This window comes from Pseudomonas sp. Bout1, assembly GCF_034314165.1.
In the GTDB taxonomy this organism is placed as follows: Bacteria; Pseudomonadota; Gammaproteobacteria; order Pseudomonadales; family Pseudomonadaceae; genus Aquipseudomonas.
Genome location: NZ_JAVIWK010000001.1, coordinates 1936565 through 1961065, shown reverse-complemented (window position 1 = coordinate 1961065; position 24501 = coordinate 1936565). Strand labels below are relative to the sequence as shown.

24 protein-coding genes are annotated in these 24501 nt (G+C 59.3%); 17 read left to right on the top strand and 7 right to left on the bottom strand.

Going from position 1 to position 24501, the window contains the following annotated elements:
- Positions 1-70: 70 nt before the first annotated feature.
- From RGV33_RS08945 to RGV33_RS08925, 5 genes are all read right to left on the bottom strand, one after another.
- Entirely contained in the window at positions 71-823 is a 753-nt protein-coding gene (locus RGV33_RS08945; RefSeq protein ID WP_322143956.1) for an ABC transporter ATP-binding protein, read from the bottom strand.
- Positions 820-1602 (bottom strand): ABC transporter permease, encoded by a 783-nt coding sequence (locus tag RGV33_RS08940; RefSeq protein ID WP_322143955.1) that lies wholly within the window; start codon positions 1600-1602, stop codon positions 820-822. Before RGV33_RS08940 ends, RGV33_RS08945 begins: the two co-directional genes overlap by 4 nt.
- Positions 1603-1707: 105 nt before the next feature.
- Positions 1708-2793, bottom strand: coding sequence for a DegT/DnrJ/EryC1/StrS aminotransferase family protein (locus RGV33_RS08935; protein WP_322143954.1), 1086 nt, complete (start codon positions 2791-2793; stop codon positions 1708-1710).
- A gap of 12 nt (positions 2794-2805) precedes the next feature.
- On the bottom strand, positions 2806-3900 hold the full coding sequence (gene gmd / locus RGV33_RS08930; RefSeq protein WP_322143953.1) for a GDP-mannose 4,6-dehydratase: 1095 nt from the start codon (positions 3898-3900) through the stop codon (positions 2806-2808).
- 137 nt (positions 3901-4037) lie between these two features.
- Positions 4038-5480, bottom strand: a complete 1443-nt coding sequence (locus RGV33_RS08925; protein WP_322143952.1) for a mannose-1-phosphate guanylyltransferase/mannose-6-phosphate isomerase — start codon at positions 5478-5480, stop codon at positions 4038-4040.
- A 458-nt stretch (positions 5481-5938) separates the two neighbouring features.
- Between RGV33_RS08925 and RGV33_RS08920 the strand changes: the two genes are divergently transcribed.
- Positions 5939-7504, top strand: a complete 1566-nt coding sequence (locus RGV33_RS08920; RefSeq protein ID WP_322143951.1) for a PAS domain-containing methyl-accepting chemotaxis protein — start codon at positions 5939-5941, stop codon at positions 7502-7504.
- Positions 7505-7588: 84 nt separating this feature from the next.
- On the opposite strand, the gene RGV33_RS08915 is transcribed toward RGV33_RS08920, so the two are convergent.
- Complete coding sequence (locus tag RGV33_RS08915; protein WP_322143950.1) at positions 7589-8281, bottom strand: alpha/beta family hydrolase; 693 nt, start codon at positions 8279-8281, stop codon at positions 7589-7591.
- Positions 8282-8360: 79 nt separating this feature from the next.
- Between RGV33_RS08915 and ccoN (RGV33_RS08910) the strand changes: the two genes are divergently transcribed.
- The 14 genes from ccoN (RGV33_RS08910) to hemN all read left to right on the top strand — a co-directional run bounded on the left by ccoN (RGV33_RS08910) (position 8361) and on the right by hemN (position 22469).
- Positions 8361-9785, top strand: a complete 1425-nt coding sequence (gene ccoN, locus RGV33_RS08910; protein WP_322143949.1) for a cytochrome-c oxidase, cbb3-type subunit I — start codon at positions 8361-8363, stop codon at positions 9783-9785.
- A gap of 10 nt (positions 9786-9795) precedes the next feature.
- Positions 9796-10404: a cytochrome-c oxidase, cbb3-type subunit II gene (ccoO, locus tag RGV33_RS08905; protein ID WP_010176375.1), complete on the top strand. Its 609-nt coding sequence runs from the start codon at positions 9796-9798 to the stop codon at positions 10402-10404.
- Between the two features lie 3 nt (positions 10405-10407).
- Positions 10408-10614 carry a cbb3-type cytochrome oxidase subunit 3 gene (locus RGV33_RS08900; protein WP_003219012.1) on the top strand — a complete coding sequence of 69 codons (207 nt, stop codon included), beginning with the start codon at positions 10408-10410 and terminating at the stop codon, positions 10612-10614.
- Positions 10611-11558, top strand: a complete 948-nt coding sequence (gene ccoP / locus RGV33_RS08895) for a cytochrome-c oxidase, cbb3-type subunit III (RefSeq protein ID WP_322143948.1) — start codon at positions 10611-10613, stop codon at positions 11556-11558. Before RGV33_RS08900 ends, ccoP (RGV33_RS08895) begins: the two co-directional genes overlap by 4 nt.
- Before the next feature lie 472 nt (positions 11559-12030).
- Positions 12031-13473 carry a cytochrome-c oxidase, cbb3-type subunit I gene (gene ccoN / locus RGV33_RS08890; protein ID WP_003219015.1) on the top strand — a complete coding sequence of 481 codons (1443 nt, stop codon included), beginning with the start codon at positions 12031-12033 and terminating at the stop codon, positions 13471-13473.
- Positions 13473-14081 (top strand): cytochrome-c oxidase, cbb3-type subunit II, encoded by a 609-nt coding sequence (gene ccoO, locus RGV33_RS08885; protein ID WP_003193167.1) that lies wholly within the window; start codon positions 13473-13475, stop codon positions 14079-14081. The genes ccoN (RGV33_RS08890) and ccoO (RGV33_RS08885) overlap by 1 nt, the downstream gene beginning before the upstream one ends.
- A 5-nt stretch (positions 14082-14086) precedes the next feature.
- Positions 14087-14272, top strand: coding sequence for a CcoQ/FixQ family Cbb3-type cytochrome c oxidase assembly chaperone (locus RGV33_RS08880; protein WP_008437575.1), 186 nt, complete (start codon positions 14087-14089; stop codon positions 14270-14272).
- Positions 14269-15246: a cytochrome-c oxidase, cbb3-type subunit III gene (ccoP, locus tag RGV33_RS08875; RefSeq protein ID WP_322143947.1), complete on the top strand. Its 978-nt coding sequence runs from the start codon at positions 14269-14271 to the stop codon at positions 15244-15246. The genes RGV33_RS08880 and ccoP (RGV33_RS08875) overlap by 4 nt, the downstream gene beginning before the upstream one ends.
- Before the next feature lie 286 nt (positions 15247-15532).
- The gene (gene ccoG / locus RGV33_RS08870; RefSeq protein ID WP_322143946.1) at positions 15533-16948 is read left to right on the top strand and encodes a cytochrome c oxidase accessory protein CcoG; all 1416 of its coding nucleotides are present in this window, start codon (positions 15533-15535) and stop codon (positions 16946-16948) included.
- A 14-nt stretch (positions 16949-16962) separates the two neighbouring features.
- Positions 16963-17502 (top strand): FixH family protein, encoded by a 540-nt coding sequence (locus tag RGV33_RS08865; RefSeq protein WP_322143945.1) that lies wholly within the window; start codon positions 16963-16965, stop codon positions 17500-17502.
- Positions 17503-17615: 113 nt separating this feature from the next.
- Positions 17616-20066 (top strand): heavy metal translocating P-type ATPase, encoded by a 2451-nt coding sequence (locus RGV33_RS08860; RefSeq protein ID WP_322143944.1) that lies wholly within the window; start codon positions 17616-17618, stop codon positions 20064-20066.
- Positions 20067-20088: 22 nt separating this feature from the next.
- A complete protein-coding gene (gene ccoS / locus RGV33_RS08855) occupies positions 20089-20307 on the top strand; it encodes a cbb3-type cytochrome oxidase assembly protein CcoS (RefSeq protein ID WP_322143943.1) in 219 nt (72 codons plus the stop codon).
- A complete protein-coding gene (locus tag RGV33_RS08850) occupies positions 20300-20983 on the top strand; it encodes a sulfite exporter TauE/SafE family protein (RefSeq protein ID WP_322143942.1) in 684 nt (227 codons plus the stop codon). Before ccoS ends, RGV33_RS08850 begins: the two co-directional genes overlap by 8 nt.
- Before the next feature lie 103 nt (positions 20984-21086).
- A complete protein-coding gene (hemN, locus tag RGV33_RS08845; protein ID WP_322143941.1) occupies positions 21087-22469 on the top strand; it encodes an oxygen-independent coproporphyrinogen III oxidase in 1383 nt (460 codons plus the stop codon).
- A gap of 5 nt (positions 22470-22474) precedes the next feature.
- Here hemN and RGV33_RS08840 read toward each other — a convergent pair whose 3' ends face one another.
- The gene (locus RGV33_RS08840; RefSeq protein WP_322143940.1) at positions 22475-22951 is read right to left on the bottom strand and encodes a hypothetical protein; all 477 of its coding nucleotides are present in this window, start codon (positions 22949-22951) and stop codon (positions 22475-22477) included.
- A 154-nt stretch (positions 22952-23105) separates the two neighbouring features.
- Here RGV33_RS08840 and fnr point away from each other — a divergent pair, with 154 nt between their 5' ends.
- Together fnr and RGV33_RS08830 are read left to right on the top strand one after the other, a co-directional pair.
- Positions 23106-23840, top strand: coding sequence for a fumarate/nitrate reduction transcriptional regulator Fnr (gene fnr, locus RGV33_RS08835; protein ID WP_003219044.1), 735 nt, complete (start codon positions 23106-23108; stop codon positions 23838-23840).
- Positions 23841-23920: 80 nt separating this feature from the next.
- Positions 23921-24469 (top strand): adenine phosphoribosyltransferase, encoded by a 549-nt coding sequence (locus RGV33_RS08830; RefSeq protein WP_177045721.1) that lies wholly within the window; start codon positions 23921-23923, stop codon positions 24467-24469.
- Positions 24470-24501 lie beyond the last annotated feature (32 nt).

The following is a 24501-nucleotide window of genomic DNA, read 5'->3' as shown; positions in this document are numbered from 1 at the left end:
AGCTGGTCAGCTTCGAACTCTCTTAACGTAGTGTGATTGAGTAACCAAAGGACTCTAAGCGTTTTCAAGATTATTTCAGTCCATTTATTATTGTGTATTCTGCCACTGCCTGATCACAGCTGCCGTCAAAAACCAACTCGCCATGATGGAAAACCAGCCCGCGATTGCATATCGAACGCAACGCGCTGAAATCGTGTGTTGCCAGCACCAGGATTTCTGCCTGCTCAATAAGGCCTGTAATACGCTCCCTGGCTTTCGCCATGAAATTTGCGTCCCCTGCGCCAATCACCTCATCGAGCAGCAAGATATCTCCGCCTACCGTCGTGGAGATCGCGAACGCCAGCCTCACCTGCATACCCGCCGAATAGGTTTTTATCGGATAGTCGATAAATTCACCGAGCCCGGCGAACTCAACAATTTCCTCAGCTTTTTCGCGCATGAATTTTGGTGAAAGCCCCAGCAACAAGCCGCGGTAAAGGATATTTTCCCTACCTGTTGCATCCGGCTCGAAACCAAGGCTCAGGTCAAACAGCGAACGCACCTGGCCTTCAACCCTGAGGCTGCCGCTTGAGACGGGGTAAAGCCCGGCGACAGTTTTCAGAAAGGTACTTTTGCCAGCACCGTTGTGCCCGAGCAGCCCAACACGCTCACCACTGTTTATCTCGACACTGATATTTTTCAGTGCGTGAATATCGGCAATATTTGACTTGCTCTTTTTTTTGTTAAACGCATTGGCCATGAGCGACTTTAAAGAGCGCTCTTTATAAGCAACCGAGGCATAATGAAGGTTGACTTCTTCAAGTACAATTCGATTATTTTTCATAGATAAAAAATCACTTTCCGTTCAACCTTGCTGCCAATGATAATCGCCAATACGCCAAAGACGACTGCAGTACCAATACTGAACGCATAGTTTTGCCACGTCGGCCATTGACCTTGAAGCAAGGGCGCGCGTATTAACTGCAAGATGTGATAAATCGGGTTGTAATCGACTAATGCGTGGAGCCCGCTGTTCTTGAACATTTTAGCTTCAAAATACACCGGGGAGACAAACCACAGCGACTGCATGATCAACCCCAGCGCATGGGGAATGTCTCGAAAACGCGTACTTACATAAGCCAGCAGTGTAGACACTGGCCATGCAATCAGCGCAAGAATTGGGAAAATTGTCAATGACGCCAACCAACTCCAGCCGAAGTTATGCGGGAGTACTACCGCCACCCAGCCATACAACGAGACACTTGCCAACATTAAGACAATGATGCTGCCGACGACGTTTCGAAGCGTGTAGATAGCCAATGGATGGTTGCATTGTTTTATATAAGCGTCTGCTTGGACAAACGACAACGACCCTGAAACAGTATTCGCCGATATACACTCCCAAACAATAATGCCGGACAGGATATAGGGCGCATACGTCACGATATCAGCGTTGAACAGCCTGCTGAATACCAGTGTGAGCAATAAAGTCAATCCCAATGGCTGGATTATCGACCATGCCATCCCAAAAAAAGACCTTCTCCATCGTGACCTGAGATCAGCCAATGATAGATGAACCCAAAAATAGCGAGCATCCCAAACACGAGAAAAATAAGAAACCATCACTTCACCTGAGTAAATAATTTAAATTCAAAAATTCAGTGTCACTTGATTTTCTGAATTCTACTTGGCCATCGGGGCAAGCGTTCTACCCTGACGTCCTTCGTTTTAACCGGCGAAGTAGCGTCGAATCTCCCCTGCTATCCGTTGCACCTGTTCTCGGCTCAATGTCGGATAACTTGGAAGGTTCATGCCTCGGGAGCTAAGGTCCTGCGCTATGGGAAAATCTTCATCCGTCCTGCAATGCGGCATGTTATGGGCTGGCGCGAACAACGGGCGGGTTTCTATGCCGTTACTTTTTAAATGATCACGTAACGCCTGGCGCTGGCCGGGGTCATTCAACAGTACCGAGCACATCCAATAGGAATGGCGGGTGCCCGGCTGCTCTGCATGCATCTGCAACGCAAGCCCCTCGAGTTCCTCACGATACCAGCCCGCAATCTGCCGTTTAAGCGCGATGATCTCGTCTGCACGCTCCAGCTGGGCAAGCCCAATGGCGGCGCAAATGTTGGTCATACGGTAGTTGAATGCCAACTCGTCATGCCAGTACTCACGGGTTTTCGATACCCCCTGGCTTTTCAGGTGACAAGCTTTCTCGTGAACAGCCTTGTTTTTCGAGACCACCATTCCTCCCTCACCGGTAGTAATGGTCTTGTTTCCAAAAAAGCTGAATGTGGCGACATCACCAAATGTCCCTACGTGTTGACCGTTGTACAGAGAGCCAAAAGCCTCGGCACAGTCTTCGATCAACAACAGATCGTGCTCTTTACACAGGGCAACGACCTCATCCATGTCACACGCCAGGCCATATAAATGTACGACCATGACCGCTTTGGTCCTGGGCGTTACGCGGCTGCGAATGTCCGCAACACTGACGTTCCAGGTGTCTGCCCGGGACTCGGCGTAAACAACACTGGCCCCGGTTTGCATAATGGTGTTGACCGACGCCACGTAAGTAAGCGTTGGAACGATCACTTCATCACCGGGGCCCAGCCCCAGGGCGGCCATTGCCAGGTGCAAGGCTACCGTGCCATTGCTCACTGTCGTTGCATGTTCAGCGCCGATGTATCGGGCAAACTCGCCCTCGAAGCGAGATATGAATTCTCCGCGGGAGGAGATCCAGGTCGAATCAAGGCACTGGTTTACGTACTCTTTTTCGCGTCCACCCAAGAAGGGCTGATATACCGGTATCATCCACGCCGCCCCTTATTCCTGGCCTTTGAAATATTTGTATCCGTTAGCCTGCACCAGTTGATCGCGCTCGGCCTCACGCATGTCTTCACGCATCATTTCTTCGACCAGCTCGGCGAAGGTCGTCGTCGGCACCCAGCCCAGCTTGGCCTTGGCTTTGCTCGGGTCACCCAGCAGCGTTTCAACTTCCGCAGGTCGGAAGTAACGCGGGTCTACCGAGACGATGCATTTATTGGTCTCAAGGTCATAGCCTTTTTCATCTACGCCGGTACCTTCCCAGCGAACTTTGATCCCGATTTCGTTCGCGGCAAGCTCGACGAACTCGCGCACGGAGTGCTGTTCGCCCGTTGCGATCACGTAGTCTTCAGCTACGTCCTGCTGCAGCATCAGCCACTGCATTTCCACGTAGTCACGGGCATGGCCCCAGTCGCGCAGCGCGTTCATGTTTCCGAGGTACAGGCAGTCTTGCAGCCCCAGTTTGATACGCGCCAGGGCGCGAGTGATCTTGCGGGTTACAAACGTCTCGCCACGGATAGGAGATTCGTGGTTGAACAAGATGCCGTTGCAGGCATAAATGCCATAAGACTCGCGATAGTTCACGGTCATCCAGTAGGCATAGAGTTTGGCGACGGCATACGGGGAACGCGGGTAGAACGGTGTGGTTTCTTTCTGTGGGGTTTCCTGAACCAGGCCGTAAAGCTCGGAAGTCGACGCCTGATAGAAACGCGTTTTCTTTTCCAACCCGGCGATACGGATAGCTTCAAGCAGGCGCAAAGCCCCCAAGGCATCGGAATTCGCGGTGTACTCGGGCTCTTCAAATGAAACAGCAACGTGGCTTTGCGCCGCCAGGTTGTAAATCTCGTCGGGCTGAACTTCCTGAACGATACGAATTAAGCTGCTTGAGTCGGTCAGGTCGCCATGGTGCAAAGTCAGATCGTAACCTGTCGCATTCGGGTCGTGATACAGGTGGTCAATGCGTGCTGTATTGAACATAGAGCTGCGACGCTTGATGCCGTGTACCGAATAGCCCTTTTTAAGCAGGAATTCGGCAAGGTAAGCACCATCCTGACCAGTAATACCCGTAATCAACGCAACTTTCTTGTCGCTCATTTGTTCACCAGTTTAATTTAGCCAATCGAACAGTAGGTTGCTCTCAGAGAGCAGACGTTCGCTTCTATCGCGCTTTTTTGCGCAAGCAAGCCCATTTCTTGATGCGGCACACGGATCGTTCCGCACTGCCTCAAACGTTAACCTCCAACGCGACCGTAGATATCCTCGAACCGGACGATATCGTTTTCACCCAAGTAATCACCGCTCTGTACTTCGATCAATACCAAGTCGATCACACCCGGGTTTTCCAGGCGATGGGTGTGCCCGGCGGGGATGAACGTCGACTCATTGGTGTTCAACAGGAACTCACGGTCGTTGTTCAACACACGGGCCATCCCACTGACCACAATCCAGTGTTCACTGCGATGGTGATGCATCTGCAGCGACAGCGAACCCTGCGGTTTGACCACAATACGCTTGATCTTGAAGCGCGTACCCTCTTCCAGAGTGGTGTAGGCCCCCCAGGGACGCTGCACAGTGGTGTGGTCGAGGTGCGAACAATGGCCGTTTTTCTTCAACTGCGCGGTGATCACCTTGATGTCCTGTGCATGGTCTTTATGGGCGACCAACAAGGCATCCGGAGTGTCGACAACGATAAGGTCTTCAACGCCGACCAACGCCGTCAAGCGCCGTTGGCTGCGTACATAGTTGTTACGGGAGTCGTGGATGATGGCTTCGCCTTCGATGCGGTTACCCTGTTCATCGGCCGGGGACAGTTCACTCATGGCGTTCCACGAGCCGATGTCGCTCCAGCCGATATCACAAGGAATCGTCGCCACTTTTTCTGAACGCTCCATCAGCGCAAAGTCGATGGAGATATCCGGAACCTTGGCGAAACTGACAGCATCCAGATGCAGGCTGCGATGCCTGCTGCCTTGCATCTCCCCCGAGCTGGCAAGACAAAGGTCAACGGCACTGGAAACATCCGGGGCACAGAGCGCCATTTCTTCAATTAACGTGCCCGCACGAAAACAGAACATCCCCGAGTTCCAGTAGTACTCTGCGCAATCCAGGTAGCCCTGCGCCGTTTCCAGGCTTGGCTTCTCGACGAACCGTTTTACCTTGAAGCCATTCCCCAACGGCACATCGGTATCTTTTTGAATATAGCCGTAGCCCGTTTCCGGGTATTCAGGCTTCACGCCGAAGGTTACCAGCCAGCCTTGCTGGGCCAGTTGCGTGGCAGACTCAACCGCAGCCGCGAATGCTGCGTGATTGTCGATCAGGTGGTCTGCCGGCATCACCAGCATCAGGGCGTCTGGACCATGGGTTCGGGAAACTTCTTGCGCCGCCAAAGCAACTGCCGCAGCCGTATTACGGCCGAACGGTTCCAGGACGAAACCCAGGTTGGTGAAGTGCGGAGCGCTTGCACCATATTCATCAAGGGTTTTGAAATACAGATCACGATTTGTAATGGTTAAAACTTCTACCACGTCATTCAACGCCAAGGCGCGGCTGTAGGTTTTCTGTATCAAATTGCCACCACCTGGCAAATCGATAAACGGCTTCGGGTGTGCCGTGCGTGAAACAGGCCAAAGACGACTGCCTGAACCGCCACTGATAATGACTGGAACGAGTGTCAAGCTCTACTCCCTTTAATGAGGTACCACATCATTTTCGAACCGAGGTTTGTGCCAGCTCAAAGCGGCAGGCTCGCGCAAATGTGACTCAGGGCCTCCCTGGCCCCCAACGCGCCCAAACGCAAGGGCGCAAAGTTATCTAGCAGAAAACCATGTCAATTTTCTTACCAGCGTAGTCGTAGATTTGTCAGCTGATGGTATTTATGTGTGAAACGACACTCGTTCAGATGGAAAACCATCCGGCCCATGAAAGTTGGCTTATCGTATTGAATACAGACACATCGACTTACAAATAGTGCAATCAACCCGCTTACTTTTTTAGCCTCGGTATGCAAGTGCTTTCAACGCCCTTTTGCACCAAAAAAGAGCCATGGCCAATCACCCCCTCAATTGGAAAAATTTACTTCAATAATTTCCGAATGCGGCCGACAACCCATCAAAGCCTTGCGGATTGAAAACTCATGCGTAATAACCAACCCGTTACCCAGCGCGAACGTACCTTCCCCGCTCAGCAACGGTTGATCTCCACCACGGATGCCAAAGGCGTGATCACCTACTGCAACGACGCCTTCGTCGAAATCAGTGGGTTTTCCCATGACGAACTGTTGCGTGCCCCGCACAATCTGGTTCGTCATCCGGATGTTCCGGCGGCAGTGTTCGCACACATGTGGTCCACGCTCAAACAAGGCTTGCCATGGATGGGCATCGTCAAGAACCGCTGCAAGAGCGGTGATCACTATTGGGTCAACGCCTATGTGACACCGGTCTTCGACGGCAATCAGGTGATCGGCTATGAGTCGGTGCGGGTCAAGCCCACCGCCGAGCAGATCCGCCGTGCCGAGGCGCTCTACCAACGCATCAACCAGGGCAAGTCGGCCATCCCGAGCAGTGACAAGTGGCTGCCGGTGTTGCAGGACTGGCTGCCGTTTATCCTGGTCAGCCAGTTGGGCTTCCTGATCGGTGTATGGCTGGACTCGCACTGGGGCTTTGCCTTGGCCGCCGCGCTGTCGGTGCCGCTGGGCCTGCTCGGCCTGAGCTGGCAACAGCGCGGGCTCAAGCGTTTGCTGCGCCTGGCAGAGCAGACCACGTCCGACCCGTTGATCGCACAGATGTACACCGACAGCCGCGGCGCCCAGGCGCGCCTGGAGATGTCGATCCTCAGCCAGGAGGCACGCTTGAAGACGTGCCTGACGCGCCTGCAGGACACGGCCGAACACCTCAACGCCCAGGCGGCGCAGTCCAATACCCTGGCGCACAACAGCTCCAGCGGTCTTGAGCGCCAGCGTGTCGAGACCGAGCAAGTGGCCACGGCAGTCAATCAAATGGCCGCGACGACTCAGGAAGTCGCCAGCCACGTGCAACGTACTGCCGATGCCACCCAGGAAGCCAATCGCCTGACCGGGCGCGGCCGTGATATCGCTGGCGAAACCCGCGAGGCGATTCAGCGCCTGTCAGTGGCCGTGGGCGAAACCGGCGCGACCGTGACCCAACTGGCCAAGGACAGTGACGAAATCGGCGGTGTGGTGGATGTGATCAAGGGCATCGCCGACCAGACCAACCTGCTGGCACTGAACGCGGCCATTGAAGCGGCCCGTGCCGGTGAGATGGGCCGTGGGTTTGCGGTGGTGGCAGACGAAGTGCGGCAATTGGCCCAGCGCACCAGCGAGTCTACCGGGCAGATTCACGCACTGATCGCCAAGCTGCAGCAGACGGCCAATGCCGCCGTACAAACCATGGACGCCGGGCACCGCCAGGCGGAAGAAGGTGTGGCGCGGGTAATGGAAGCGGACCAGGCACTGGTGGGGATCAGTGAGGCGGTGGCGCACATCACCGACATGACGGCGCAGATCGCGGCGGCGACCGAAGAGCAAAGCTCGGTGGCCGAAGAGATCAGCCGTAACATCAGCACGATTGCGCTGCTGGCGGATCAGACGTCGGAACAGGCGTTGAACTCGGCGCAGTTGAGTGAAGAGCTGACGCACACGGCCAATACCCAGTATTCGCTGGTAGAGCGGTTTAACCGATAGATCGCTATCGCAGGCAAGCCAGCTCCCACATTCGACGGTGTTCACACATCAAAATGTGGGAGCTGGCTTGCCTGCGATGAGGCCCTAAAGGCCAGCAAGAAAGCTTGAGACCTTCACCGCCGCAGCCTCCAGATGCTGCTCATGACTGAACCCCGAAGCCTTCAACGGCTTCAAGTCGTGATCCCCCGCCACCAGCCACAGCACCTCGATGGCCTGCGACAACACATACCCTTGCACCGCCGCCCGATTGCCCAGCGCATCCCGTTCGCCCTGCACGATCAACGTCGGCGTCTTCAACCCCGCCAAGTGCTCAGTCCTTGGTTTCTCCGGTTTGCCCACCGCATAGAACGGATAACCCAGGCACACCAGCGCGTCCGCGCCCAATTCATCCGCCACTAAACTGGCCATTCGCCCGCCCATCGACTTGCCGCCAACCGCCAGTTTCCCAGCGACATGACGTCGCACCTGGGCATACACCTCACGCCAGCAATCCAGCAGTTTCGGAGCCGGGTTCGGCGGACGTTTGCCGCCGTCCACACGGCGCTGGGCCATGTACGCAAATTCGAAGCGCAACACGTTCACGCCATGCCCGGCAAGGCGTGCAGCCATGTCGCTCATAAATCCAGAGTCCATCGGCGCACCCGCACCGTGGGCCAGGATCAGTGTCACGGGCGTACGCGCGATAGACCCTGTGGCGACATCCCACAACCAGCCGTGTTCCCGCACACACTGCGCCCATTGATCCCCGTCAATACTGGCCTTGTGCTCTTTGCCCATGCTTGCCTCGCTTTTTAGTCTGCCTATAACTCCAGCCCAAGTGCCGCATTTGCTTGGGTTGAACCGTGGATGGGGAACCATGAACACTACTTTAAGTACCGCCTATAACTACAAGGTGGTCCGCCAATTCGCCATTATGACGGTGGTGTGGGGCATCGTCGGCATGGGGCTCGGGGTTTTTCTCGCTGCCCAGTTGGTATGGCCCGAACTCAACTTCAATTTGCCCTGGACCAGTTTCGGCCGCTTGCGCCCGCTGCACACCAACGCGGTGATCTTCGCCTTTGGCGGTTGCGCACTGTTTGCCAGCTCCTTCTACTCGGTGCAACGCACCTGCCAGACGCAACTGTTTGCACCCAGGATCGCCCAGTTCTGCTTCTGGGGCTGGCAATTGGTGATTGTGCTGGCCGCGATCAGTTTGCCGCTGGGCTACACCACCTCCAAGGAATACGCCGAGCTGGAATGGCCGATCGCCATCCTCATCGCCGTCGTCTGGGTGGCCTACGGCGTGGTGTTCTTTGGCACGGTGATGAAGCGCAAGACCAAGCACATCTACGTGGGTAACTGGTTTTTCGGTGCATTCATCATCACCGTGGCCATTCTGCACATTGTCAACCACGCGTCCCTGCCGGTGAGCTGGACCAAGTCCTACTCGGCCTACGGCGGTGCGACAGATGCCATGGTGCAGTGGTGGTATGGGCATAACGCGGTAGGCTTTTTCCTCACCGCAGGCTTCCTCGGGATGATGTACTACTTCGTGCCAAAACAGGCCGAACGCCCGGTGTATTCCTATCGCCTGTCCATCGTGCACTTCTGGGCACTGATTACCCTGTACATCTGGGCCGGCCCGCACCACTTGCACTACACCGCGTTGCCGGACTGGGCGCAGTCGTTGGGCATGGTGATGTCGCTGGTGCTGCTGGCGCCGAGCTGGGGCGGGATGATCAACGGCATGATGACCTTGTCGGGTGCCTGGCATAAGTTGCGCAGCGACCCGATCCTGCGCTTTTTGGTGGTGTCCCTGGCGTTCTACGGCATGTCGACCTTCGAAGGGCCGATGATGGCCATCAAGACGGTCAACGCGCTCTCCCACTACACCGACTGGACCATCGGCCACGTACACGCCGGGGCGCTGGGTTGGGTGGCGATGATTTCCATCGGCGCGCTGTACCACATGATCCCGAAGATCTTCGGTCGCGAGCAGATGTACAGCCTCGGCCTGATCAACGCGCACTTCTGGCTGGCCACCATCGGCACCGTGCTCTACATCGCCTCGATGTGGGTCAACGGCATCGCCCAGGGCCTGATGTGGCGTGCAGTCAACGAAGACGGCACCTTGACCTACTCCTTCGTCGAAACCCTGGTGGCCAGCCACCCAGGCTTCATCGTGCGGCTGGTGGGCGGGGCGATCTTCCTCAGCGGCATGCTCCTGATGGCTTACAACACTTGGCGCACCGTGCGTTCGGCACAACCCGCCGAAGTCGCCGCTGCGGCGCAGATGGCCTGAGGAGTCGATGATGAAACACGAAACCATTGAAAAGAACGTCGGCCTGCTGATGCTGCTGATGGTGCTCGCCGTGAGCATCGGCGGCCTGACCCAGATCGTGCCACTGTTCTTCCAGGACGTGACCAACAAGCCGGTGGAAGGCATGAAGCCCTACACCGCGCTGCAACTGGAAGGCCGCGACATTTACATCCGCGAAGGCTGCGTACAGTGCCACTCGCAGATGATCCGCCCGTTCCGCGCCGAAACCGAGCGCTACGGCCACTACTCGGTGGCCGGTGAAAGCGTATGGGATCACCCGTTCCTGTGGGGTTCCAAGCGCACCGGGCCGGACCTGGCCCGTGTTGGCGCACGCTACTCGGACGACTGGCACCGCGCGCACTTGTACAACCCGCGCAATGTGGTGCCGGAATCGAAGATGCCGGCGTACCCATGGCTGGTCACCGCCCCGGTCGACAGCAGCCACACCGAGACCAAGCTTAAGGTGATGCGCACCCTGGGCGTGCCGTACACCGACGACGACATCGCCGGCGCCGTGGCCACCCTCAAGGGCAAGACCGAGATGGACGCGCTGGTTTCTTACCTGCAAGTGCTCGGCACTGCCATCAAGAGCAAGAGGTGAGCCATGGGATTTGAATTCGATGCTGGAACCATCCGCGGCCTCGGCACGCTGGTCGTGGCCATCGCCTTTATCGGCCTGTCGCTGTGGGTGTTCAACTCCCGGCGCAATGCGGAGTTCGCCGAGGCGTGCCTGCTGCCGTTTGCCGATGAGCCACTACCGCCCACCCCCGACGCTCAAGAAGAGCCTGCAACAAGGAGCAACCGGCCATGACTACCTTTTGGAGTACATGGATCTGTGTACTGACCCTGGGCAGCCTGATCGGCCTGACCTGGCTGTTGATCGGCACCCGCAAGGGCGAGACCAAGGGCAGCGTCGACCAGACGATGGGCCACGCCTTCGACGGGATCGAGGAATACGACAACCCGCTGCCGCAATGGTGGTTCATGCTGTTCGCCGGCACGCTGGTGTTTGCCGTCGGCTACCTGATCCTCTACCCGGGCCTGGGCAACTGGAAAGGCGTGCTGCCGGGCTATGAAGACGGCTGGACCTCGGCCAAGGAGTGGGACAAGGAAATGGCCAAGGCCGACACCAAGTTCGGGCCGATCTTCGCCAAATTCGCGGCCATGCCCGTGGAAGAAGTGGCCAAGGACCCGCAAGCGCTGAAAATGGGCGGACGCCTGTTTGCCTCCAACTGCGCGGTGTGCCACGGCTCGGATGCCAAGGGCGCCTATGGCTTCCCGAACCTGGCGGACAACATCTGGCGCTGGGGCGGTTCGGCCGATGCAATCAAGATGACCATCATGAATGGCCGTCATGCAGCGATGCCGGCTTGGGGTGAGATCCTCGGTGAGGACGGTGTGAAGAACGTCGCCGCCTACGTGCGCCATGAACTGGCAGGCCTGCCGTTACCGGCTGACAGCACCGCCGATGTCGCGGCGGGCCAAGTGGCATTCAACACGACCTGCGTAGCGTGCCACGGCCCCCAAGGCCATGGGATGGAAGCCATGGGTGCGCCGAACCTCACGCAGCCAGGCGGTTTTATCTACGGCACCAGCCTGGCGCAGTTGCAGCAAACCATACGTCATGGCCGCCAAGGCCAGATGCCAGCGCAGGAGGTGCTGCAGGGCAATGACAAGGTGCACCTGCTGGCCGCGTACGTTTACAGCCTGTCCCATAACGCCGACGGCGCAACGCCCGACAGCCGAACCGAGTAATCGCGCACCACCCAAAAGCCGCGCCTGATTCAGGCGCGGCTTTTTTGCGACCCATTGTCGCACCCATCCGATCGTTGACTTTCCCCTCCTGCCATTCGGGTCTACGCTTGTTTTCACAGTGGGCCGGCATGGGCCGGTCGACGGCCGACTTGCACTCGATGGGTTGAAACATTTCTGCTCGATGACAGGCGCAAAGGCAGGTACTTACCGGCTGTCGTGCCACTGACCATTCGTCGTCCGGGCCACTTGTTTACACACACCTAGTTACAAGTACCTTCGACCCCTCTAAAATCCTGTCCAAGTCGTCAGCTTTTAACCCTGTATTTTGTCCTTACGCCAAACATGGAAAGGGCGCAGAATCTGGTGTGGAACGCATTGACGCAGGTCACCTTGCGTTGCAATGGAATCTTGCTTTCTCCATACTTGCGACCGATTTTCACCCTATAAAAAAACTAAACCGTGGAACCTTAGAATGAGCACAGCAATCAGTCCGACTGCTTATAACTATAAGGTAGTCCGCCAGTTCGCCATCATGACGGTGGTCTGGGGGATCCTTGGCATGGGGCTCGGCGTTTTCATTGCCTCGCAACTGGTTTGGCCAGAGTTGAATTTTGGCCTGCCATGGACGACCTTTGGACGCCTGCGCCCGTTGCACACCAACCTGGTGATTTTCGCCTTCGGTGGATGTGCATTGTTTGCCACTTCTTACTACGTCGTGCAGCGAACCTGCCAAACGCGACTGATTTCCGATGCATTGGCGGCCTTTACCTTCTGGGGCTGGCAAGCGGTCATCGTTGGCGCAATCGTCACCCTGCCGCTGGGCTACACCACCACCAAGGAATACGCCGAGCTGGAATGGCCGATCGCCATTTTGCTGGCGATTGTCTGGGTGACCTACGCCGTGGTGTTCTTCGGCACCATCGTCAAGCGCAAGACCAAGCACATCTACGTCGGTAACTGGTTCTACGGGGCATTTATCCTGGTGACGGCGATGCTGCACATCGTCAACCACGCGTCCCTGCCAGTGAGCTTCTTCAAGTCCTACTCGGCCTACGCCGGCGCGACGGATGCAATGATCCAGTGGTGGTACGGCCACAACGCCGTGGGCTTCTTCCTCACCACCGGCTTCCTGGGGATGATGTACTACTTCGTGCCGAAACAGGCCGAGCGTCCGATCTACTCCTATCGCCTGTCCATCGTGCACTTCTGGGCGCTGATCACCCTGTACATCTGGGCCGGCCCGCACCACCTGCACTACACCGCATTGCCGGACTGGGCCCAGTCGTTGGGCATGGCGATGTCGATCATCCTGCTGGCCCCGAGCTGGGGCGGCATGATCAACGGCATGATGACCCTCTCGGGCGCCTGGCATAAATTGCGCACCGACCCGATCCTGCGCTTCCTCGTGGTTTCGCTGGCGTTCTACGGCATGTCGACCTTTGAAGGCCCGATGATGGCCATCAAGACCGTCAACTCGCTGTCCCACTACACCGACTGGACCATCGGCCACGTACACGCCGGGGCGCTGGGTTGGGTGGCGATGATCTCCATCGGCGCGCTGTACCACATGATCCCGAAACTCTTCGGCCGTGCGCAGATGCACAGCGTCAGCCTGATCAACACGCACTTCTGGCTGGCCACCATCGGCACCGTGCTCTACATCGCCTCGATGTGGGTCAACGGCATCACCCAGGGCCTGATGTGGCGTGCGATCAACGATGACGGCACCCTCACCTACTCCTTCGTCGAAGGGCTGCAAGCCAGCCATCCGGGTTACATCGTGCGCGCCCTGGGCGGTGCGATCTTTGCCAGCGGCATGCTGTTCATGGCCTACAACGTGTGGCGCACGGTGCGTGCGTCCGACCCTGTAGAAGCCGAAGCCGCTACCAAGATCGCCGTTGTGGGAGCTCACTGATGAAGCATGAAGTAGTCGAGAAAAATATCGGCCTGCTGGCCTTCTTCATGGTCATCGCCGTGAGTATCGGTGGCCTGACCCAGATCGTTCCGCTGTTTTTCCAGGACGTGACCAACAAGCCGGTGGAAGGCATGAAGCCGCGCACCGCCCTTGAACTGGAAGGCCGCGACGTCTACATCGCCAACGGTTGTGTGGGCTGCCACTCGCAGATGATCCGTCCGTTCCGTGCCGAAACCGAACGCTACGGCCACTACTCGGTCGCCGGCGAAAGCGTGTGGGACCACCCGTTCCTGTGGGGTTCCAAGCGTACCGGCCCGGACCTGGCCCGGGTGGGCGGGCGTTACTCCGATGACTGGCAGCGTGCGCACTTGTACAACCCGCGCAACGTGGTGCCCGAGTCGAAAATGCCGGCGTACCCGTTCCTGGTCGAAAACAAGCTCGACGGCAAGGACACCGCCAAGAAGATGGAAGTCTTGCGCACCCTGGGCGTGCCTTACACCGACGAAGACATCGCCGGTGCGGCAGCGGCCGTGAAGGGCAAGACCGAAATGGACGCACTGGTGGCCTACTTGCAAGGCCTTGGCACCATCATCAAAAGCAAACGGTGATCTGGATGGATATCGGGATGATTCGAGGCCTGGGCACCGTTGTCGTGATGGTGGCCTTTATCGGCCTGGCGTTGTGGGTGTTCAGCCCCAAGCGCAAGTCGGAGTTTGAAGACGCGACCTTGCTGCCCTTCGCGGATGATCCCGAAGCCATCAAGCACGTCGTAGAAGCGTCTAGGAGTAACAAAGAATGACTACGTTCTGGAGTCTGTACGTCACAGTCCTCAGTCTGGGTACCATTTTCGCCCTGACCTGGCTGCTGCTGTCGACCCGCAAGGGCCAGCGCGCCGAGCAAACCGACGAAACCGTTGGCCACTCGTTCGACGGCATCGAGGAGTACGACAACCCGCTGCCCAAATGGTGGTTCATGCTGTTTGTCGGCACCATCATCTTCGCCCTCGGTTACCTGGCGCTGTACCCCGGCCTGGGCAACTGGAAAGGCCTGCTGCCGGGCTACAACTACCTCGACAACGACAAGCAAACCCCGTTTGCCAACGGCCAGACCGGCTGGACCGGCGTGCACGAATGGGAAAAGGAAATGGCCAAGTCAGACGCCCGGTTCGGGCCGATCTTCGCCAAGTTCGCTGCGATGCCGATTGAAGAAGTCGCCAAGGACCCGCAAGCCTTGAAGATGGGAGGCCGCCTGTTCGCCTCCAACTGCTCGGTGTGCCACGGTTCCGACGCCAAGGGAGCCTACGGCTTCCCCAACCTGACCGACGCCGACTGGCGCTGGGGCGGTGAGCCGGCCACCATCAAGGAAACCATCATGAAAGGCCGCCACGCGGTGATGCCGGCCTGGGCCGAAGTCATTGGCGAGCAAGGCGTGGCCGATGTGGCCGGTTTTGTGGTGACCAACCTCGATGGCCGCAAACTGCCCGAAGGCGCCAAGGCAGACGTGGCCAACGGCGAGAAACTGTTCGCCGCCAACTGCGTGGCGTGCCATGGCCCGCAGGGTAAAGGCACGCCAGCCATGGGCGCACCTGACCTGACCCACCCGGGCGCGTTCATCTACGGTTCGAGCTTCGCGCAACTGCAGCAGACCATCCGTTATGGCCGTCAGGGCCAGATGCCTGCGCAGGAGCAGTTGCAGGGCAATGACAAGGTGCACTTGCTGGCGGCGTATGTTTACAGCCTGTCCCATGGGGATAAGGCGGCTGAGGCCGAGTAAGGCAAAGCGGCAATCAAAAACGGCCCCGCCAGTGAAGATTGGCGAGGCCGTTTTTGATTAGAGGGGCGAGCGAGTTTGGCGCCTCATCCCGGAAAAACCGTCCATACTTCACAAGTCAATTGACCCAAGTCACGTACACCATCAATTGATTTCCCCCAACGCGACCAAAGGTCGCACCCGTTGAGAGGGATCAGGGGCGTATCATTGCGCCACTGCAACACCCCCAATTTGACCCCGGCTGGCACGTACTGGCCGAGGCAAATCTCCACCGCCGTGGGATGCAATGATGAGCAACCAGATACCGGTACAGAACGTTACCCCGCCTGCCAAAAACTCGAATAACAGCGTCGATCTCTACGCATCGCGAGAGAAAATCTACACCCGCGCCTTCACCGGGTTGTTCCGCAATTTGCGGATGCTCGGCGGTGCCGGTTTGTTCCTCCTCTACTTCGGCACCGTGTGGCTGAATTGGGGTGGCCACCAGGCCGTGTGGTGGAACCTGCCGGAGCGTAAATTCTTCATTTTTGGCGCGACCTTCTGGCCCCAGGATTTCATCCTGCTCTCGGGCATCCTTATCGTCGCCGCGTTTGGCCTGTTCTTCATCACCGTGTATGCCGGGCGCGTCTGGTGCGGCTACACCTGCCCGCAGAGCGTGTGGACGTGGATTTTCATGTGGTGTGAAAAGGTCACCGAAGGCGACCGCAACCAGCGCATCAAGCTGGACAAGGCGCCGATGAGTGCCAACAAATTCCTGCGCAAACTCAGCAAACACAGCCTGTGGCTGATCATCGGGTTTGTCACCGGCATGACGTTCGTCGGCTACTTTTCACCGATTCGTGAGCTGGTGTTCGACTTTTTCACCGGCCAGGCCGATGGCTGGTCGTACTTCTGGGTCGGGTTCTTTACCCTCGCCACCTACGGCAACGCCGGCTGGCTGCGTGAGCAAGTATGTATCTACATGTGCCCGTATGCGCGGTTCCAGAGCGTGATGTTCGACAAGGACACGATGATCGTTTCCTACGACCCGCGCCGTGGCGAAGTTCGTGGCCCGCGTAAAAAAGGCATCGACTATAAGGCCGAGGGCCTGGGCGATTGCATCGACTGCACGATGTGCGTGCAGGTGTGCCCCACCGGCATCGACATCCGCGACGGCTTGCAAATCGAATGCATCGGCTGCGCGGCCTGCATCGACACCTGCGACAACATCATGGACAAGATGGAATACCCCCGCGGCCTGATCAGCTATACCACCGAGCACAATTTATCGGGGCAGAAAACCCACAAGCTGCGCCCGCGCCTGATCGGTTATGCCTTGGTGCTGCTGGCGATGATGGGCTTGCTCGCAGGCGCGTTTTTCATGCGCTCGCTGGTGGGTTTCGACGTGAGCAAGGACCGCGTGCTGTACCGCGAAAACGCCGAGGGCCGGATCGAAAACGTCTACAGCCTGAAGATCATGAACAAGGACCAGCGCGACCACACTTACCTGCTCGACGCCTCGGGCCTGCCGGACCTCAAGCTGCAAGGCCGGCGCGAGATCAAGGTGGCTGCCGGGGAAATTTTCAGCATGCCGGTCGAGCTGTCGAGCGCACCGGAACAACTTCCGTCGAGTACCAACGAGGTGAAATTCACCCTCAAGGATGCCGATGACGACAGCGTCCACATTGAAGCCAAGAGCCGATTCATCGGCCCTCAAATTCGCTAACAGAGAGCACAACAATGCCCGCAGCAACTGCCGCAAGCCCCTGGTACAAGCACCTCTGGCCCTGGATCATCATTGGGATCCTGGCCTGCTCGGTGACGTTGACCTTGTCCATGGTGACCATCGCGGTGAACAACCCCGACAACCTGGTCAACGATAACTACTACGAGGCCGGCAAAGGCATCAACCGCTCCCTGGACCGCGAACTGCTGGCGCAGACCCTGCAACTGCGCGCCAAGGTGCACCTGGATGAGCTGACCGGCGAAGTCGAACTGCACCTGAGCGGCAACAGCGGGCCAGGCACCCTGGAACTGAACCTGATTTCACCCACCCAGCCGGAGAAGGACCGCAAGATCATCCTGACCCGCAGCGACAGCGAACCGGGCCGCTATATTGGCCAGGTGACCGACAAGGTCGAAGGCCGCCGCTTCGTCGAACTGCTGGGCGTGGAAGGCGACCGGACCTGGCGCATGTTTGAAGAAGAACAGGTCAGCCATGACAAGGACTTGCTGCTGGGCGACGAGCCGTTGCAGGGTGCTGAAGACCTGAAAAAGTAAACGCAGCGCTTCGCGCATCGCGGGCAAGCCCGCTCCCACGTTTGGAATGCATTTCCCTGTGGGAGCGGGCTTGCCCGCGATGAGGCCCTTCCAGCCGACACAGATCCAAAACCATGACCACCCCAACGCCCTGCTACCACTGCGCCCTGCCCGTCCCGTCCGGCAGCCGGTTCACCGCCGTGATCCTCGCAGAGCCCCGCGAACTGTGCTGCCCGGGTTGCCAGGCGGTGGCCGAGGCGATTGTCGCCGGTGGCCTGGAAAGCTATTACCAGCACCGCAGCGAAGCCTCGGCCAACCCCGAGGAATTGCCGGTGCAACTGGCTGATGAGCTGGCGCTGTATGACCGTGCGGACGTGCAAAAGCCCTTCGTACGCCACGACGGTGACCTGTCGGAAACCACGCTGTTGATGGAAGGCATCAGCTGCGCCGCCTGTGGCTGGCTGATCGAAAAACACCTGCGCAGCCTGCCCGCCGTGGCTGAGGCGCGCCTGAACCTGTCCAACCACCGCTTGCACGTGCGCTGGGCCGACGGGCAACTGCCACTGAGCCAACTGCTCGGCGAGTTGCGCCACATCGGCTACGCCGCCCACCCGTATCAAGCCGACCGGGCCGCCGAGCAACTGGCCAGCGAAAACCGCCGGGCCTTGCGTCAACTGGGCGTGGCGGGACTGCTGTGGTTCCAGGCGATGATGGCCACCATGGCCACCTGGCCGGAATTCAACATCGACCTGAGCCCGGAGCTGCACGTGATCCTGCGCTGGGTCGCGATGTTTCTTACAACGCCCATCGTGTTCTACAGCTGCGCGCCATTCTTCAAAGGTGCGCTGCGCGACCTGCGCACCCGCCACCTGACCATGGATATTTCGGTGTCGCTGGCGATTGGCGGCGCCTACCTGGCCGGGATCTGGACCGCCATCACCGGCACCGGCGAGCTGTATTTCGATGCGGTCGGCATGTTTGCCCTGTTCCTGCTGGCCGGTCGCTACCTGGAGCGCCGCGCCCGGGAACGCACAGCGGCGGCCACTGCGCAGTTGGTCAACCTGTTGCCTGCGTCGTGCCTGCGCATGAGTGCCGATGGCCAAAGTGAACGTATCCTGCTCAACGAACTGGCCTTGGGCGACCGGGTGCTGGTGCATCCGGGCGCGGTGCTGCCGGCAGACGGCATCATCCTCGATGGCCAGTCGAGCATCGACGAATCCCTGCTGACCGGCGAGTACCTGCCGCAACCGCGACAGGTCGGTGATGCCGTCACCGCCGGTACCTTGAATGTGGAAGGTGCGCTGACTGTAGAAGTTCGCGCTTTGGGCCACGACACGCGCCTGTCGGCCATCGTGCGCCTGCTGGAGCGGGCCCAGGCGGAGAAACCCCGGCTGGCGGAAATTGCCGACCGCGCCGCCCAATGGTTCCTGTTGTGCTCGTTGATCGCCGCGGCGGTAATCGGCCTGGTGTGGTGGGAGCTGGACGCTACGCGGGCGTTCTGGATTGTGTTGGCGATGCTGGTTGCAACCTGCCCTTGCGCCTTGTCCCTGGCGACGCCAACTGCCCTGACGGCGGCCACCGGCACCCTGCACAAACTCGGCCTGCTGCTGACCCGCGGCCATGTGCTGGAAGGCCTGAACCAGATCGACACGGTGATTTTCGACAAGACCGGCACTCTCACCGAAGGCCGCCTGGCCTTGCGCGCTATCCGTGCGCTGGGCGTGCTGGGCAGCGATGAATGCCTGAGCCTTGCGGCTGCGCTCGAGCAACGTTCGGAACATCCGATTGCACGTGCCTTTGGCCGTGCACCGCTGGCGGCGCATGAGGTGCTCAGTACCCCAGGTTTAGGGTTGGAAGGCACCGTTGGCAAACGCCGCTTGCGCATTGGCCAGCCGGGTTTTGTCTGCGAACTGAGCGGCTGCGCCCTCCCCGCCTCGCCGAAGGAAGCCGGCCAATGGCTGCTGCTGGGCGACACCGAGGGCGCCCTGGCCTGGTTTGTCCTGGATGACCGCCTGCGCAGTGACGCACCCGCCCTGCTCGCCGCCTGCAAGGCGCGCGGCTGGCGCACCTTGTTGCTGTCGGGCGACAGTTCGCCGATGGTCGCCAGTGTCGCCTGCGAGCTGGGCATCGACGAAGCCCATGGCGGCCTGCGCCCCGACGACAAGCTGCAAATGCTGCAACAGTTGCACAAGGAAGGCCGCAAGGTGCTGATGCTCGGCGATGGGGTCAACGACGTGCCAGTGCTGGCTGCCGCCGACATCAGCGTGGCCATGGGCTCGGCCACCGACCTGGCCAAGACCAGCGCCGACGCGGTGCTGCTGTCGAACCGCCTGGACGCCCTGGTACAAGCCTTTAGCCTGGCTCGGCGCACCCGCCGGGTAATCATTGAAAACCTGCTGTGGGCCGGGCTGTACAATGGCCTGATGTTGCCGTTTGCCGCCCTCGGCTGGATCACCCCGATCTGGGCGGCGATCGGCATGTCCCTCAGTTCGTTGACCGTGGTGCTCAACGCCCTGCGCCTGACTCGCATGCCGAGCACGCCAGCCGCGAGCACCGCGCCCGTAACCCGCCCGCTGCCGGCATGAGCCGCGCGAGCATGGAGTGCAGATGCCAGCTCTTTACGTGATGATTCCGGCGGCGCTGCTGTTAGTGGGCGTTGCGATTTACATCTTCTTCTGGGCGGTAGACAGCGGCCAGTATGACGATTTGGACGGCCCGGCCCACAGCGTGCTGTTTGACGACCAGGACCCCAATCACCTGGCCGCCGTCGATGAAGCCAACGGCCCTGAGCAACCGCCCAAGCCAAAAGACCCACCCCATGTTTGAACTGGCGCCCCTGCTCGCCTCCGCGGTGATCCTCGGCCTGCTCGGCGGCGGCCATTGCCTGGGCATGTGCGGCGGCTTGATGGGCGCGCTCACCCTGGCGATTCCCAAGGAGCAACGCAGCCGGCGCTTTCGCCTGCTGCTGGCCTATAACCTGGGACGTATCCTCAGCTACGCCACCGCCGGGCTGCTGATTGGCCTGGCCGGCTGGGCGGTGGCCAACAGCCCGGCGGCGATGTTCATGCGCGTCCTCGCCGGGCTGCTGCTGATCTGCATGGGTTTGTACCTGGCCGGTTGGTGGAGCGGCCTGACCCGTATCGAAAGCCTCGGCCGCGGCCTGTGGCGCCATATCCAGCCGGTCGCCAACCGTTTGCTGCCGGTGTCCAGCCTGCCCCGGGCGTTGCTGCTGGGTGCGCTCTGGGGCTGGTTGCCGTGCGGGCTGGTCTACAGCACTCTGCTGTGGGCGGCCAGCCAGGGCAATGCGCTGGAAAGTGCGCTGCTGATGCTCGCGTTCGGCCTCGGCACCTGGCCGGTGCTGCTGGCCACGGGGCTGGCGGCCGAGCGTGTCACCGCGCTGTTGCGTATGCGCAGCGTACGCATGGCCGGTGGCCTGCTGGTAATTGTGTTTGGCCTGTGGACGCTGCCAGGCCCGCACCAGCACTGGTTAATGGGCCATTAAAAGGCCATGTGGCATAGCGCCGCTCCCCGTTGATGCAAATCAAGATGCCCCCTGCACGCAGCCCCTAGACTCGGCCCACTAGCCTATCCGGGGGAACGCCCGCATGCTCGACGCCATTCGTTGGGACACTGATCTGATTCACCGCTACGACCTGGCGGGGCCGCGCTATACCTCGTACCCCACCGCCGTACAATTCGACAGCCAGGTCGGCACCTTCGACCTGCTCCACGCCCTGCGCGAAAGCCGCAAGGCCGCACGCCCCCTGTCGCTGTATGTGCATGTGCCGTTCTGCGCGAACATTTGCTACTACTGCGCCTGCAACAAGGTCATCACCAAGGACCGTGGCCGCGCCCATGCCTACCTGCAACGCCTGGAGCAGGAAATCCAGCTGGTGGCCTGCCACCTCGACCCCAGGCAGGCGGTGGAACAACTGCATTTTGGCGGCGGCACCCCGACCTTTCTCAGCCACGACGAGTTGCGCCAGGTCATGGGCCGGCTGCGCCAGCATTTCAACCTGCTGGACGACGACTCCGGCGACTACGGGATTGAAATCGACCCACGGGAGGCCGACTGGGCGACCATGGGCCTGCTGCGTGAGCTGGGCTTCAACCGCGTCAGCATCGGCGTGCAGGACCTGGACCCCGACGTACAGCGCGCAGTGAACCGCCTGCAAAGCCTGGAAGAAACCCGGGCGGTGATCGACGCGGCGCGTACCCTGCAATTTCGCTCGATCAATATCGACCTGATCTACGGCCTGCCCAAGCAGTCGCCGCTGAACTTCGCGCGTACCGTGGAGGAAGTGATCAAACTGCAGCCGGATCGCCTGTCGGTGTTCAACTATGCACACCTGCCGGAGCGGTTCATGCCCCAGCGGCGGATCAATACCGACGATTTGCCCTCCCCGGCCGAAAAACTGCTGATGCTGCAAACCACCATCGAACAGTTGACCCAGGCCGGCTACCGCTACATCGGCATGGACCACTTTGCCCTGCCGGATGACGAGTTGGCCATCGCCCAGGAAGAAGGCACCCTGCAACGCAACTTCCAGGGCTACACCACCCACGGGCACTGCGACTTGATCGGGCTTGGGGTGTCGGCGATCAGCCAGATTGGCGATTTGTACTGCCAGAACAGCAGCGACCTGAACCACTACCAGAACGCCCTCGCCGGCGCGCAACTGGCCACCAGCCGTGGCTTGTTATGCACCACCGATGACCGGCTGCGACGGGAAGTGATCCAGCAGTTGATCTGCAATTTCAGCCTGGCATTCGAAAAGATCGAACAGGCCTTCAATATCGATTTTCGCGGGTATTTCGACGAAATCTGGCCGCAGTTGCAGGCGATGACAGAGGACGGCCTGATCGAACTCAACCCGCAGGGCATCCGCGTCTTGCCGGCGGGGCGCCTGCTGGTGCGCTCGGTGTGCATGGTGTTCGATGCCTATCTGGAGCACCAGAACCGGCAGCGATTTTCGCGAGTGATCTGAGCCTGTTACTTCGCCAGCAGGGCCATCGCTTCCATCTGGGACTCAGGCGACTCGTTTTTCAAGGCCTTGGTCAACTGCGATTGGGCAGTCATCAAGCCGGACTGCAATGCAGCCACATCGCTCTGCAGGGAGGCGACTTTGGCGCGCCGAGCCTGGGGGCTCATGGCAGTGTCGGCCATGGCAGCAGAGAGTTGAGCCATCTTCTCGGCGAGCTGCTTTTTCATCTCGCGAATCATTTTCAACAGCTGCTTGATGTTGTCTTTCAGGTTGCTGTCGTCAATATCCTTGTTGGAGTTGGTGCTCGCCTTGGAGGCTTTCAGCCCCGCCCCGGAGATGTCCACCACTAAACCCTGGGGTTTGGTGTTGGTGGCCGGATCGGTAACAGACGCTGTATCTTTATCGTCTACGGCAGTGTCTTTCTTCGCATCAGGCACGGTCAGCGAAGAAACGATGGCAGGGTTGGTTGCGCCAATGGAAAGCATGATCTGAGCCTCCGGCTCGTGGGGTGACAACCTTGTATCGGCCTCGACACAACTTCCTTTATACCGTTGCTGCTTTTTTGTACATGCTGGTCGGATCATCCCCCAGTGCGGTACCCTTACGTCTTATGTGTGTTTTCCCACAAGGATTTAAGAAATGTCCGAGCCAGTTAAACTGCGCGCTCATAGCCAGGCTCATTGCAAGGATTGCAGCCTGGCCCCCCTCTGCCTGCCACTTTCGTTGAATTTGGAAGACATGGAAGCGCTGGACGAGATCGTTAAACGCGGTCGCCCGCTGAAAAAAGGCGAGTTCCTGTTTCGCCAGGGCGACAAGTTCGACTCCGTTTATGCAGTACGCTCTGGCGCGTTGAAAACCTTTAGCCTGAGCGATGGCGGCGAAGAGCAGATCACCGGTTTCCACCTGCCGAGCGAGTTGGTAGGGCTATCGGGCATGGACACCGAGATTCACCCGGTATCGGCCCAGGCCCTGGAAACCACCTCGGTGTGTGAGATCCCGTTCGAGCGCCTGGATGAATTGGCCCTGCAGTTGCCGCAATTGCGCCGCCAGTTGATGCGCGTGATGAGCCGTGAGATTCGTGACGACCAGCAGATGATGCTGCTGCTGTCGAAGAAAACCGCCGATGAGCGGATCGCCACCTTCCTGGTCAACCTCTCCGCGCGCTTTCGTGCCCGAGGGTTCTCGGCCAACCAGTTTCGCCTGAGCATGTCGCGCAACGAAATCGGTAACTACCTGGGCCTGGCGGTAGAAACCGTGTCCCGGGTGTTCACCCGCTTCCAGCAGAACGAGTTGATTGCGGCCGAAGGCAAGGAAGTGCACATCCTCGACCCGATCCAGCTCTGCGCACTCGCTGGCGGCTCGCTCGACGGCTGATCCAGACACTTGCGGCCGAGCCAATCGGCTGGGCCGCAGGTATACTTGGAGTCCGTTTCCCGCCCCAGGACTCTTCGACGATGGTCTTCGATTCGTTCGACATCAAATCCCTGATTCGCCCAGTCATCGACTTCCCCAAGCCTGGGGTGATCTTTCGCGATATCACACCGCTGTTCCAGTCGCCCAAGGCCTTGCGCCTGGTAGCCGACACCTTCGTTCATCGCTACGTCGAAGCCGAATTCACCCACATTGGTGCGATGGATGCGCGGGGCTTTTTGATCGGTTCGATCATTGCCTATCAATTGAACAAGCCGCTGATCCTGTTCCGCAAGCAAGGCAAATTGCCGGCCGATGTGCTGGCCGAGGGTTATCAGACCGAGTACGGCGAAGCCTTCCTGGAAGTGCACGCCGACAGCCTGTGCGAAGGTGATTCGGTGCTGATGTTCGATGACCTGATCGCCACCGGCGGTACGTTGATCGCGGCGGCCAACCTGGCGCGACGTATGGGTGCACGGATTTTCGAAGCGGCGGCGATCATTGACCTGCCGGAGCTGGGCGGGTCCCGGCGCCTGGAAGACATGGGCATTCCAACGTTCTGCCTGACGCAGTTTGCCTTAACCGATCAGTAATTTGAGGCGAGCGGTCCGGCCCCATCGCGGGC